Source organism: Amycolatopsis sp. NPDC003676 (genome assembly GCF_053587275.1).
Genome location: NZ_JBSFNS010000180.1, coordinates 1 through 11690 on the forward strand (window position 1 = coordinate 1; position 11690 = coordinate 11690).

General features: G+C 69.0%; 14 protein-coding genes. 4 read left to right on the forward strand and 10 right to left on the reverse strand.

Annotated features, from left to right (window positions below; genetic code table 11):
- The first annotated feature begins 47 nt into the window (after window positions 1-47).
- A complete protein-coding gene (locus tag ACWDNU_RS43335) occupies window positions 48-1385 on the forward strand; it encodes an 8-oxoguanine deaminase (RefSeq protein WP_449673136.1) in 1338 nt (445 codons plus the stop codon).
- Window positions 1386-1503: 118 nt separating this feature from the next.
- On the opposite strand, the gene ACWDNU_RS43340 is transcribed toward ACWDNU_RS43335, so the two are convergent.
- Together ACWDNU_RS43340 and ACWDNU_RS43345 are read right to left on the reverse strand one after the other, a co-directional pair.
- Window positions 1504-1968: an RICIN domain-containing protein gene (locus ACWDNU_RS43340; RefSeq protein ID WP_449673137.1), complete on the reverse strand. Its 465-nt coding sequence runs from the start codon at window positions 1966-1968 to the stop codon at window positions 1504-1506.
- A gap of 83 nt (window positions 1969-2051) precedes the next feature.
- Window positions 2052-3446 carry an FtsW/RodA/SpoVE family cell cycle protein gene (locus ACWDNU_RS43345; RefSeq protein WP_449673138.1) on the reverse strand — a complete coding sequence of 465 codons (1395 nt, stop codon included), beginning with the start codon at window positions 3444-3446 and terminating at the stop codon, window positions 2052-2054.
- Between the two features lie 161 nt (window positions 3447-3607).
- Here ACWDNU_RS43345 and ACWDNU_RS43350 point away from each other — a divergent pair, with 161 nt between their 5' ends.
- Window positions 3608-4294, forward strand: a complete 687-nt coding sequence (locus tag ACWDNU_RS43350) for a DUF998 domain-containing protein (RefSeq protein WP_449673139.1) — start codon at window positions 3608-3610, stop codon at window positions 4292-4294.
- On the opposite strand, the gene tatB is transcribed toward ACWDNU_RS43350, so the two are convergent.
- The 7 genes from tatB to ACWDNU_RS43385 all read right to left on the reverse strand — a co-directional run bounded on the left by tatB (window position 4295) and on the right by ACWDNU_RS43385 (window position 8925).
- Entirely contained in the window at window positions 4295-4651 is a 357-nt protein-coding gene (gene tatB / locus ACWDNU_RS43355) for a Sec-independent protein translocase protein TatB (RefSeq protein ID WP_449673140.1), read from the reverse strand.
- A 36-nt stretch (window positions 4652-4687) separates the two neighbouring features.
- Entirely contained in the window at window positions 4688-5296 is a 609-nt protein-coding gene (locus tag ACWDNU_RS43360; protein ID WP_370939484.1) for a TetR/AcrR family transcriptional regulator, read from the reverse strand.
- Window positions 5293-6639 carry a nucleobase:cation symporter-2 family protein gene (locus ACWDNU_RS43365; RefSeq protein ID WP_449673141.1) on the reverse strand — a complete coding sequence of 449 codons (1347 nt, stop codon included), beginning with the start codon at window positions 6637-6639 and terminating at the stop codon, window positions 5293-5295. Before ACWDNU_RS43365 ends, ACWDNU_RS43360 begins: the two co-directional genes overlap by 4 nt.
- Before the next feature lie 25 nt (window positions 6640-6664).
- Window positions 6665-7555, reverse strand: a complete 891-nt coding sequence (pucL, locus tag ACWDNU_RS43370; RefSeq protein ID WP_449673142.1) for a factor-independent urate hydroxylase — start codon at window positions 7553-7555, stop codon at window positions 6665-6667.
- A 1-nt stretch (window position 7556) separates the two neighbouring features.
- Complete coding sequence (uraH, locus tag ACWDNU_RS43375; protein WP_370939481.1) at window positions 7557-7874, reverse strand: hydroxyisourate hydrolase; 318 nt, start codon at window positions 7872-7874, stop codon at window positions 7557-7559.
- Window positions 7871-8356, reverse strand: a complete 486-nt coding sequence (gene uraD, locus ACWDNU_RS43380) for a 2-oxo-4-hydroxy-4-carboxy-5-ureidoimidazoline decarboxylase (RefSeq protein WP_370939480.1) — start codon at window positions 8354-8356, stop codon at window positions 7871-7873. Before uraD ends, uraH begins: the two co-directional genes overlap by 4 nt.
- Window positions 8357-8448: 92 nt before the next feature.
- Window positions 8449-8925 (reverse strand): helix-turn-helix domain-containing protein, encoded by a 477-nt coding sequence (locus ACWDNU_RS43385; RefSeq protein WP_449673143.1) that lies wholly within the window; start codon window positions 8923-8925, stop codon window positions 8449-8451.
- Window positions 8926-9033: 108 nt separating this feature from the next.
- Here ACWDNU_RS43385 and allB point away from each other — a divergent pair, with 108 nt between their 5' ends.
- Together allB and alc are read left to right on the forward strand one after the other, a co-directional pair.
- Entirely contained in the window at window positions 9034-10362 is a 1329-nt protein-coding gene (gene allB, locus ACWDNU_RS43390; protein WP_449673144.1) for an allantoinase AllB, read from the forward strand.
- A 4-nt stretch (window positions 10363-10366) separates the two neighbouring features.
- Window positions 10367-11386 (forward strand): allantoicase, encoded by a 1020-nt coding sequence (alc, locus tag ACWDNU_RS43395; protein WP_354737226.1) that lies wholly within the window; start codon window positions 10367-10369, stop codon window positions 11384-11386.
- A 125-nt stretch (window positions 11387-11511) separates the two neighbouring features.
- Here the strand turns inward: alc and ACWDNU_RS43400 are convergent.
- On the reverse strand, window positions 11512-11690 hold a 179-nt coding region (locus tag ACWDNU_RS43400), incomplete at its 5' end, for an alpha/beta hydrolase (protein ID WP_449673145.1).

Here is an 11690-nt window from a genome sequence, read left to right on the forward strand (position 1 = left end):
CCCGGTTCTAACCGGGATTGCCACTCACGAGATCTTGAGGAGAGCGCATGCGGACAGTCGTCGAGAACGCCGCGATCGCGACGGTCAGCGGTCCCGAGTACCGCAACGGGCACGTCGTGCTCGAGGACGACCGCATCGCCGCCGTCGGCGACGGAGCCTTCACCGGCGAGGCGGACGAACGCGTCGATGCCGCTGGTTGCCTCGTCACGCCGGGCCTCGTGAACACGCACCACCATCTGTACCAATGGGCCACCCGGGGCCTCGCCGCCGACCACACGCTGTTCGAGTGGCTGGTCGCGCTGTACCCGGTGTGGGCCAAGCTGGACGCGGAGATCACGCACGCCGCGGGCTCCGCCGGAATGGCGCGGCTCGCCCTGACCGGCTGCACGACAGTCGCCGACCACCACTACGTCTTCCCGTCCGACGGCGGCGATCAGGTGGCCGCGCTCGTCGCCGCGCGGGAGCGGATCGGCCTGCGGCTGCACCTGGTCCGCGGCTCGATGGACCGCGGCGAATCGGACGGCGGGCTGCCGCCGGACAGCCTGGTCGAGACCGCCGAGAACGCCCTGCTCGGCACGGAAGCCGCGATCGACCGCTACCACGACGCCTCGCCGGGCGCGCACCTGCAGATCGCGGCAGGCCCGTGCTCGCCGTTCACCGTCACCGAGCGATTGATGACCGAGTCGGCCGAACTGGCGCGCCGCAAAGGCATCCGGCTGCACACGCACCTGGCCGAAACCCAGGACGAGGAAAAGCAATGCCTCGCCGAAACCGGCCTCACGCCCGCGGAATACGCGGACAAACTGGGCTGGCTGGCGTCGGACGTCTGGCTCGCGCACACCGTCCACCTCGCGCCGGACGCGATCCGCCGTTTCGGCGCGACTGCTACGGGTTCCGCGCATTGCCCGACGTCGAATGGCCGCCTGGGCAGCGGAATCGCTCCGGTGCGGGACTTGCTCGACGCGGGCGCTCCGGTCGGTTTGGGCGTCGACGGCGCGGCTTCCAGCGAATCCGGCGGCTTGGCGGAGGAGCTGCACCAGGCGTTGCTGCAAGCCCGGCAACGCGGCGGGCCGACCGGGTTGACCACGCGGGAAGCGTTGTGGCTAGGCACAATGGGCGGCGCGCGCTGCCTCGGCCGGGAGGGCGAGATGGGCTCGGTGGACGTCGGGAAGCTCGCGGATCTGGCGGTGTGGGACCTGAGCGGGCTGAACTACGCCGGTATCGACGACCCGGTCGCGGCGCTGGTGCTGGCCGCGCCGCCGCCGCTGCGGAAACTGTTCGTGGGCGGGAAAACGGTGGTGGAGAAGGGACGGCTCAAGACGGCCGACGAATCGTCGATCGCTGGCGAGCTGGTGAAGGCGAGCGCTCGGTTGCGGGGTCGCTGAAGAGTCGGTGGGTGAGTCGTCGATCGCTGGCGAGCTGGCGAAGGCGAGCGCTCGGCTGCGCGAAAACCGGTAACCGGCGCGGTGGGCCGTCCGCGAGAACGGCCCACCGGTTCCAGCATCAGGCTCGTTCCACGGTCCACAGCGCGGTCGGCGCGTGGCAGATCCGCACCCCGACGGCTTCGGGGCTGCCCCCGCTGTTGTTCAGGCAGAGCCCGGTCTGCACGTTCTTGAAGTACTTGTTCGTCGTGGACGACGTCGTCCAGTCAGTGGTGTTGGACGAGCAGGTCGTGGTGAACACGGCCGTTCTGCTCGCGGCGAGGCAGGCGTTGGTCTCCAGGTTCCGGAACTTGCCCGGGGCGTAGTTGGTCCACACCTGGTTCCGCCCCTCGTTGCACTTGAGCGTGTAGACATCCCCCTTGGTGTTGCTGTCCAGGCAGACGCTGGTTCCCGCTCGCTGGATGTAGAAGTTCGCGATGGCGGTGACGGATTGTTCCCCCGCGGAGGCGGTTCCGGACAAGGCGGCAGTCAGCATTGCCGCGGCCGCGCCGGCTCCGGCGAGCCGCAGCATTCCCCTCGATGACATGTCAGTCCTTTCGCAGTCGATGACCGGACGGGAGACACGCTGTCGTGCGGCGTCCCCAAGCCGTCCCTGTCCCGTCATCTAGCTCACTGCGGCCGTCTGACCAGCACTGTTCCCGCTTCCGCCAACGGTGCCCGCACCGCCTGCACCGGATCGGTCGCGCTCGGCTTGCGCGCCGCGTCCGAGATCCGCAGCAGCAAAGCGACCAGGATGTAGTTCGCGAGCAGCGACGAGCCGCCCTTCGACAGGAACGGCGCGGTGATGCCCGTTTCCGGGATCAGCTTCGTCACCCCGCCCACGACCACGAAGATCTGCATCACCACGGTGAACGCGAGTCCGCCGCCGAGGAGTTTGCCGAAGCTGTCGCGGACGGCCAGCGCGTGCCGCATTCCGCGCAGGGCGATCAGCAGGTACAGCATCAGCACCGCGGCCAACCCGAGGAAGCCGAGCTCCTCGCCGATGCTGGCGGTGATGAAGTCGGTGTTCGCTTCGGGCACGATGTCCGGCCTGCCCGCGCCGAGGCCGGTTCCGCCCATGCCACCGGTGCCGAGGCCGAACAGCCCTTGCGCGACCTGGTACCCGCCGCCGGCCTGGTCGTAGGTCGCGAGCGGGTCCATCCAGTTCGCGACCCGCTGCCGCACGTGGTTGAACAGGAAGTACGCCAGCACGCACCCGCCGGCGAACACCGTCAGCCCGGCGTACACCCAGATCACCCGCTCGGTCGCGAGGTAGATCATCACCAGCACGATCCCGAAGAACAGCAGCGAGGCGCCGAGTTCCTTCTCGAACGCCAGCACCGCCACACAGCCGAGCGCGGCGAGGATGATCGGCCCGAGGTCGCGCGCCCGCGGCAGTTCGACGCCGAGCACCTTCCGTCCGGCCACGCGGAACAACTCCCGTTTCGCCACCAGGGTGGTCGCGGCGAAGACGATCAGCAGCAGCTTCGCGAATTCGCCCGGCTGGAGCGACAGCGGGCCGATCCTGATCCACACCTTCGCGCCGCCCGCTTCCGACAGCGACGCCGGCAGCAGCGCGGGCAGCAGGACCGCGACGATCCCGGCCAGCCCGGCGAGATAGCCGTACCGGGTCAGCACCCGGTGATCGCGCACGAACCCGAGCACGGCCAGGAACAACACCAGCGCCACGACCGTCCACAGCACCTGCTGCCCGGCGACGGCCGAGTACGCCTTGCCGCGCTGCACCGCCTGTTCGGCGAGGCCGAGGTCGATCCGGTGGATCACCACCAGGCCAAGCCCGTTCAGCAGCACGGTGCACGGCAGGATCAGCGGGTCCGCGTACGGGGCCCAGCGCCGGACCGCGAGGTGCGCCACCGCGGCGACCGCGGTGAACGACGCGCCGTAGCCGACGATCGAGAAGGTGATCTGCCCCAAGGCGTTCGCGTCCACGAGGAGGAAAGCGAACCAGACGATCGCCACCGCGAGCAGGAGCAGCCGCAATTCCGTACCGCGCGCGGCAGGCATGAATTTCCCGTCTTTAGCAAGCAGTGAACGGCCGCGAGGGTAGTCACGTTTTCTGGCAGGACGCTGAGAATGCGCGGCAATTCGGCCAGACTGTCCGAAAGCGACGAGTTCGCGGCCAGGATATGCTTCGGAAAATCGGACGGGCGAGCGGAGAACCAGTAGTGGCGACAGAACTGACCCCGGTGCCGATCCAGGCGCCGGCGCCAGCCCCGTCGGCGAAAGGAACGAAACGCGCGCTCGGCGCGGCGGTGGCCGCGGTGCTCGCCGCGGCCGCGTTCCTCGTGGTGCTGCACGTCGACCGCTACTGGGGGCCGATCGACCCGGTCAGCGCGATGCTCAGCGACTACGCCTGGACTCCCGGCTGGTGGATGTGGGCGGCGGCGATGCTGCTGACGTCGGCCGGTTCGGTGGTGGTGGCGCTGGTCCTGCGCCGCCGGAGGATCCTGTACGGGCCGCTGACGGTCGTAGCGATGGTCGCCTGGTGCGCCGGGCTCGCGGCGGTGGCGCTGTTCACGAAGGACCCGCAAGGAAATGCGGTGTCGTGGGTCGGCAAAGTGCATCTGGGCGCGACCGGGATCAGTTGTGTGAGTTTGCCGTTAGCCGGCTGGCTGCTCGGCTGGGCGCATCGGAATTCTCCGCAATGGCGACGTTACGCGCGCTGGTCGCGCATTCTGGCGTTGACCGCGGTGCCGTTCTTTCTGCCGTTTCTCATTCCGTTCGCGGCTAATGTCGCGTTCGGGCAGCATCTGCCGACCGTCGCGACCGGGCTCGTGGAACGCGTGATGGCGGTGCTGGAACTGGTCGAACTGCTCGTGCTGGCCGGATGGGCGTGGCGCGCGGCGGAATGATCAGGTGGCGTCGGGATCGACCGGCGGCCGCTCGTTCGCCCGCAACGGAACCGCCACCGGAGCGGGCGGGGGCGCCGGGCTGGCGACCGGGGGAGTGTCGTCGAGCAAATACCTCGTCACGGCCGCCCGGGGATTGCCGATCCGCAGGGACTGCAGTTCCTGCAACGGTTTCCGCAGTTCCTGGTACTCCGGGCCGAGCTCCGATTCCAGCTGGGCCTTGGTGCCCGCGGCGAACCCGCGGGCCCGTTTCACGGTCTGCGCGACCCAGCGCGCGGCCTCGGGCAGCCGTTCCGGGCCGAGGATGAACAACCCGGCGAGCAGCAGAATCACGATGTGGTCGATGCTGAGACCGAACACCGGCCACCTCCCGCGGACCCGGATGTTGGTTCCAGCTTAGCCGTCCCCGATGCGGCGTTTCCCGTCGTCACCCAGTTCGGTCAGCAGCCGTCGCGCTACGTCGACCACCGCCGCGCCCGCGACCGCCATCGGTTCAGTCGTCCGCATGGAGCGGCACAACACGAACGCGCCCTCCAGGCTGGTCACCAAGGCGAGCGTGAGCGTGCGGGCGTGCTCCTCTGGAAGGCCGAAAGCGGAGAAGCCCTTGGTGCCCGCTTTGGTCCACGCCTCGAACACGTCCGCGGTGGCCTTGCGCAGGGGTTCGTTCGTGGTCGCCACTTCGAGCGCGACGGTCGCGATCGGGCAGCCCTCGACGTAATCGGTGTCAAGCAGTGTGGTGACCGCGCCCGCGAAGAACGTTTCGAGGCCGGTGATCAGGTCCGGCGCCGGGGCGATGAAGACTTCGAACAGTTGCGCGTACTGCATCCCCGAGGTGCGTACCACTTCTTCGCCCAGCTGTTCCTTGCCGCCGGGGAAGAAGTGGTACACCGACCCGAAGGGCGCGCCGGCCTTCTCGACAATCTGCTTCATGCCGGTGCCTGCGTACCCGCCTTGCCGGAACAACTCCGCCCCGGCGGCGAGGATGCGGTCCTTGGTGCCAGTCACGCCACCGAGGATAGCTCCTTGACAGTAGAGCGTTCTATCAAGCGCGGCCGGAGCACCAGGTTGAGCACCACCGCGGTCACGCAGCCCGCGCTGATCCCGGAGTTGAGCACGACCTGCAGTGCCGCCGGGAACCCGGAGTAGAAGTCCGGCATGACGATCGGGATCAGCCCGACGCCGAGCGACGCGGCGACGATCGCCACGTTGATCGGATGCTCGAACGACGCCTTCGCGAGCGTCCGGATGCCGCTCACCGCGACGCTCCCGAACAGCACCAGCCCGGCCCCGCCGAGCACCGGCTGCGGCACCAGCGCGACGATCCCGCCGGTCATCGGGAACACACCCAGCAGCACGAGCACCACGCCGCTGGCCGCGACCACGTACCGGCTCACCATGCGGGTGAGCGACACGAGCCCGATGTTCTGCGCGAACGCCGTGCAGGCGAACCCGCCGAAGATCGTGCCGACGGCGGTGGAAAGCCCGTCCGCGCGCAGGCCGTCGGCCAGTACGCGGCTGGTGGTCGGCCGGTCCACGATCTCGCCGAGTGCCAGCAGGTCGGCGGTGCTTTCCGCCATGATCACCAGCATCACGATGAGCATCGAGACGATCGCCGCGATGTCGAACGACGGAGTGCCGAAGTGGAACGGCGTCACGATGCCGAACACCGGGGCCTGCCGGAGCGTCGACGTGTCGACTTGGCCGAGCGGCCACGCCACGGCGGTGCCCGCGACCAGGCCGAGCAGCAGCGCGATCCGGCTCCAGAACCCGGTCAGGAACCGGGTGAAGAGCAGCACCGCGACCAGCGTGATCCCGGCCAGCACGAGCCCGCTGGGCTTGGCCGATTTGTGCTGGGCGGCGATCCACTGCACGGCGACCGGCAGCAGGGAAATCCCGATGAGCGTGATGACCGTCCCCGTCACCACCGGCGGGAAAAACCGCGTCAGCTTGGAGAAAAACGGTGCGGCGAGCACGATGAACACGCCGCCGACGAGCGTGGCGCCGTACACGACGCCCAACGCGTTGCCGTCGCGATGCTGTGCCGCGATGGACAGAATTGGCGCTACGGCGGCGAAAGTGACGCCGTTGACCAGCGGCAGTCTCGCGCCGAAACGCCAGAAGCCGAGGGTCTGCAACAGGGTGGCCAGCCCCGCGGTGAACAGCGCCGCGCTGATCAACAGCGTGAGCTGGCCGGGGGAGAGGCCGACGGCCGCGCCGATGACGAGCGGTGGGGCCACCACTCCGGCGTACATGGCCGCTACGTGCTGGATTCCTCCGAGGATCAGTTGCGGCAGCGGAGGCCGCACGTCCACGGGGTGCCGAGAAGGTCGTTCCTGTGTCACTGACATGCGCTCTCCCGGAGGGGACTCGGGGCTAGAGCACGGCGTCGGTCCAGGCCGGGCCGGGCTCTTCGGCTTCGTCGCGGACCACCGTGCCTTCGATGAGGCCGTACGGGCGGTCGGCGGCGTAGAACACCTCGTTGTGGTTCTCGAGGCCGAAGGGGCTTAGATCGACGAGGAAGTGATGCTTGTTGGGCAGAGAGAACCGGATCTCGGCTACTTCCGGCCGTGCCCGCAGCACGGCTTCGCCCATCGCGTACAGGGTCTGCTGCAGCGAAAGACTGTGCTTGGTGGCGAACGTCTCCAGGAGCGTCTGCCGGATCTCCCGATGGCTCTTGGCCCAGTCGATCCCGGTGAATCCCTCGTAACGCCAGCGCGCGGTGACGGCGGTGGCGAGAATGCGGTCGTCGGTTTCGGCGAGCGTGGTGTACTCGTCCTTCGGGTAACCGTGGAATTCGGACCCGGTGGACTTGAGCACCACCAGACCGTCCACTCCGGACACGACCCAGGCGCGGTCGGCGTGCACGGTGACGGTGGTGGTGCGGCGTTCGCCGCCGGAGCTGCTGAACGAGTGGTCGTGCGGCGCGCCGTCCACCGTGATGCGGTCCCACTCCTGCTCTTCGACGGAGATCCGCGCGCCGGTGATCTTTTCCTGCGTGTCCACGAACCGCCTGCCGAGCCGGAGGGCGAAGTCCTCGATCTCGCCGACGTCCTGCTGCTTGGCGAAGGCGTACATCGTGTTCTTCTGCGTGTCGGTGGCCAGCACGGCGGAGTTGTCGCCGGTCAGGTGCGTGGCCGACAGGTCGCCGCGCAATGCCGAGGACACCGTGAGGTCGCGCAGGTGGTGCACGCCGCCGGTGCGCCGGACGGTGACGAGGCGCACCTCGGCCTTGCCGTACTGGTTGGGGCCCAACGAGATTCCCATGTCAGCTCCCGCGATAGGTGGAATAGGCGAACGGGCTCAGCAGCACCGGCACGTGGTGGTGCGACGTGCCGTCGACGATCCGGAAAGCGATCGTGACGTCGGGGAAGAACGCCTCCGGGCCGAGGTAGCTCCCGGTGTCGAAGATCAGCCGGTACACCCCGGGGTCGAGCGTGTCCGGGCCGAGGTCGCGGATGCGGCCGTCGTCGTCGGTCGCGCCTTCGGCGATCAGCGAGCCGTCCTGGCGCTCGAAGCGCACGGCGATCCCGGCGGCGGGCTTGCCGGTCGCGGTGTCGAGGACGTGGGTAGTCACGAGGCTCATGCTGTTACCGCTTTCGCCAGGCGCAGTTGCGCGATCTTGGCCAGCTCCGCGCCGGCGACGTCGAGTTCGGTGTCCGGGTCGTTGCCGAGCCGGGAGCGCAGGTTCGCGAGCAGTTCCTCGCCGCTGCGGCCGCTCGCGCACACCAGGAAAACGTGCCCGAACCGTTCTTCGTATTCGGCGTTGGCGGCGGCGAATTCGTCCGCATTGTCCACTCCGGACTGCTCCGAACGGGACCAGTCGGCGTCACTGCCCTTGCTGGTCGGGCGTTCCCCGATCCTCGGGTGCGCGGCGATCGCGTCGCGGATCTCGTTGCGCCGCAACGGAGTCGCGCTGTCCGCGCTCTTGCTCAGCGCGGCGAAGTCGGCGTACGGGCGGCCTTCGAGCACCGTGTCGACCCAGCGCGGCACAGCCAGGCAGGCAGTGAGCGTCGGCCGGAGTTCGGCAGCGGATGCGGAGTTGAACTCGGCGAGTGCGAGCGGCAACGGAATCTCCTCCGGGGAGGTGGTGTTCCGCTGACCGTACGGCCGGGCCGAGCGTGCGTCAACACTTTGTTGAATCGTTGCCCGCGGCTCTTTCAGTCGGCTTCCCGGTTGAGGTAGTTGTAGACCGTGAACCGCGTGACGCCCAGTTCTTCCGCGACCGCCGAAACCGATTTCCGCAGGTTGAAGGCCCCTCGCTCGCGCAGCAGGCGCACCGCGCGCTGCTTTTCCGGGCGGTCGAGATCGCGGAGTTTCGAGCCGAGTTCGCGTTCCACGTCGGCGATCAATCGCGACAGCGCGCTGTTGAGTTCGACCGCCGGAACGGTGTCGGAATCGTCGGTCCGGCGCAGTTGCAGCGTCACCCGGGTGGCCCCGCCTTCGAGGGCGGCGCGGGCGATCGACGGCAGGGCGGCGAACAGTTCGTCGGCGCTCCCGCGGGCCAGGGTCCCGAGCGGGCCGAAGTCGGTGTCGAGCCCGGCCGCGTCGGCGGCGTCGCGAGCGCGGACGGCGTGCTCCGGCGGTGCGCCCTCGCCGCGGAACGGCTCGCTGGTGAACTCGGCTTCCAACTCCACCTGGTGACCGTAACGTGGGAGGGACGGCGTTGACGAGCCGGGAAGGACGTGTCTAATCTCGGTGAGCGAAAGACTATTTCCGTAACGTGGAACTGGAGGATGCCGTCGATGGACCTCGTGGTGCGGGCCGCGCGTGCGGTGACCCCCGCCGGTCTCGGGCCGGCGACGATCGGTGTTCAGGACGGCCGGATCGTCGCGGTCGAACCCGGCGTCGTCGAGATGGCCGGCGCGCGGGTCGTTGACCTGGGCGAAGACGAGGTGCTGCTGCCCGGTCTCGTAGACACCCACGTACACGTCAACGACCCCGGCCGGGCCGAGTGGGAGGGCTTCGAGACCGCGACGCGCGCGGCCGCGGCCGGTGGCGTCACGACGATCGTGGACATGCCGCTCAACAGCCTGCCGCCGACGGTCGACGTGGCCGCGCTGGAGGTCAAGCGCAAGGCGGCGAGCGGCCGGGTGCACGTGGACGTCGGGTTCTGGGGCGGCGCGATTCCCGGCAACGAAGGCGATCTTCGCGGGCTGCACGACGAGGGCGTCTTCGGCTTCAAATGCTTCCTGCTGCACTCCGGCGTCGACGAGTTCCCTCCGCTGGACGCTGCTGGCTTGGAATCCGCGCTGCGCGAGCTGAAGTCGTTCGACGCGCAGATGATTGTGCACGCGGAGGATTCCGAAGCGATCGACGCGGCCCCCGATCCGCACGGCGAGAAGTACCACGACTTCCTCGGTTCCCGCCCGCGCGGCGCGGAAAACCTGGCCATCACGCACGTGATCGAAGCGGCTCGGCGCACCGGCGCTCGCGCGCACGTCCTGCATCTGTCCTCTTCGGACGCTTTGCCGCTGATCGCCAGCGCGCGCCGTGAGGGTGTCGCGCTGTCGGTGGAAACTTGCCCGCACTACCTGTCGTTCGTCGCGGAGGAAATCCGGGACGGGGCAACGCAATTCAAGTGCTGCCCGCCGATCCGCGAGGCGGCGAACCGGGAATTGCTGTGGCAGGGTTTGGCCGACGGCACGATCGATACGATCGTCAGCGACCATTCGCCGTGCACGCCGGAGCTGAAACGCTTTGACACCGGCGATTTCGGTCTCGCCTGGGGTGGTATTTCCAGCCTGCAGCTCGGTCTGCCCGCGATCTGGACGCAGGCCCGCCAGCGCGGCTTCGGTCTCGTCGACGTGGTGCGGTGGATGGCCGAGCGGCCGGCCGCGCAGGTGGGGATGACGCGCAAGGGCAAGCTGGAAGTGGGCGGGGACGCCGATTTCTGCGTCTTCGCGCCGGATGAAGCCTTCGTCGTGGACGTCGCGAAGCTCGCGCACCGCAACCCGGTGAGCGCGTACGACCAGCGTCCGCTCGCGGGTGTCGTGCGCGGCACCTGGCTGCGCGGCGAGCCGGTGACCGGCGACGAGCCGAGGGGGACTTTGCTGACCCGGGGCAATTGCTGAAGAGATGGAGGAGCACGTGTCCGACCGTCCGGAGTGGACTACCCAGCCCGATCTGGCCTCGCGCCTGTTCGGGGGCACCGTGATGTGGGCGAGCGATGAACTGTTCGCCGAAAAGGAAAACCTGGTCAACCCGTGGCGGCCGGCGCACCGCGCTGAAACGTTCGGACCGAAAGGCCAGGTGTACGACGGCTGGGAGACCCGGCGGCACCGCGAACCCGGCGACGACCACGCCCTGGTCCGCCTCGGCCTCGGCGGCGTGGTGTCCGGAGTGGTGGTGGACACGGCGTTCTTCAAGGGCAACTACCCGCCCTTCGTGTCCGTGGCGGCGACTTCGGTCCCCGGCTACCCGAGTGCGGCTGAGCTGCAGGACGCGGACTGGGACGTCCTGGTCGACCACGAACCGGCGGTCGGCGACTCGGAGAACTACTACAAGGTGACGTCCCCGCGTCGCTACACCCACGTACGCCTCACCCAGCACCCTGACGGCGGCGTCGCACGACTGCGAGTACACGGTTCGCCGGTGCCGGACCCCTCGCTGCTCGACCCGCGCTCGCTGGACCTGGCAGCTTTGGAAAACGGCGCGGTTGTCACCGGATGCAGCGACATGTTTTATTCGTCGCCGAACAACATGCTCTCGCCGGGCCTCGCCGCGCACCAGGCGGAAGGCTGGGAAACCGCCCGCCGCCGAGACGACGGCAACGACTGGGCGACGGTGCGGCTGGCGGGCGCGGGCTTGATCCGGTTCGTGGAGCTGGACACCAGCAACCTCAAGGGAAACGCGCCCGGCTGGGCTTCGGTGAGCGGCCGCGTGGACGAGGGCGAGTGGGTGGAGTTGTTGCCGCGCACCAGGTTGCAGCCCGACACCCGCCACCGCTTCGCCCTGGCGGACGACGGCCCCGAGGTAACCGAGATCCGCCTGGACATCTACCCGGACGGCGGCCTCGCCCGGCTGCGCCTCTTCGGCGAACTGAGCAAACGCGGCCGGGAAGCCGTGACCGCGCGATTCGCCGAGACGTCCGACTGAGTTCCGGTCCCGCACTCGCCAGCCATGCTCCGGTCCCGGCCGGGGAACTGCCGTGAGGGCCACCCTGAGGGAATCTGATTCCCTCAGGGTGGCCCTCACGGCTTTTGGCTGCGCGCCGATCCGGTTCAGCAGGTGAGACCGGCGCCGGGCGCGGCGAGGTCGACCAGGTAGTCGATGACGGCCTCGTCGAGGCAGCGGTCGCCCGCCACCAGGGCGGCGGTGTGCCGGTTGCCGCGGAAGGTGATCAGGTCGGCGCCCAGCTGCGCGGCCAGGTCGACCCCGGCCTGGTACGGCGTCGCCGGGT

Bases quoted from the DNA above. Each gene is read 5' to 3' on its own strand.
- ACWDNU_RS43335 (WP_449673136.1), top strand. From the start codon at position 48: ATGCGGACAGTCGTCGAGAACGCCGCGATCGCGACGGTCAGCGGTCCC.
- pucL (WP_449673142.1), bottom strand. From the start codon at position 7,555: ATGGGAATCTCGTTGGGCCCCAACCAGTACGGCAAGGCCGAGGTGCGC.
- alc (WP_354737226.1), top strand. From the start codon at position 10,367: ATGGAGGAGCACGTGTCCGACCGTCCGGAGTGGACTACCCAGCCCGAT.
- ACWDNU_RS43345 (WP_449673138.1), bottom strand. From the start codon at position 3,446: ATGCCTGCCGCGCGCGGTACGGAATTGCGGCTGCTCCTGCTCGCGGTG.
- ACWDNU_RS43340 (WP_449673137.1), bottom strand. From the start codon at position 1,968: ATGTCATCGAGGGGAATGCTGCGGCTCGCCGGAGCCGGCGCGGCCGCG.
- ACWDNU_RS43365 (WP_449673141.1), bottom strand. From the start codon at position 6,639: ATGTCAGTGACACAGGAACGACCTTCTCGGCACCCCGTGGACGTGCGG.
- uraH (WP_370939481.1), bottom strand. From the start codon at position 7,874: ATGAGCCTCGTGACTACCCACGTCCTCGACACCGCGACCGGCAAGCCC.
- allB (WP_449673144.1), top strand. From the start codon at position 9,034: ATGGACCTCGTGGTGCGGGCCGCGCGTGCGGTGACCCCCGCCGGTCTC.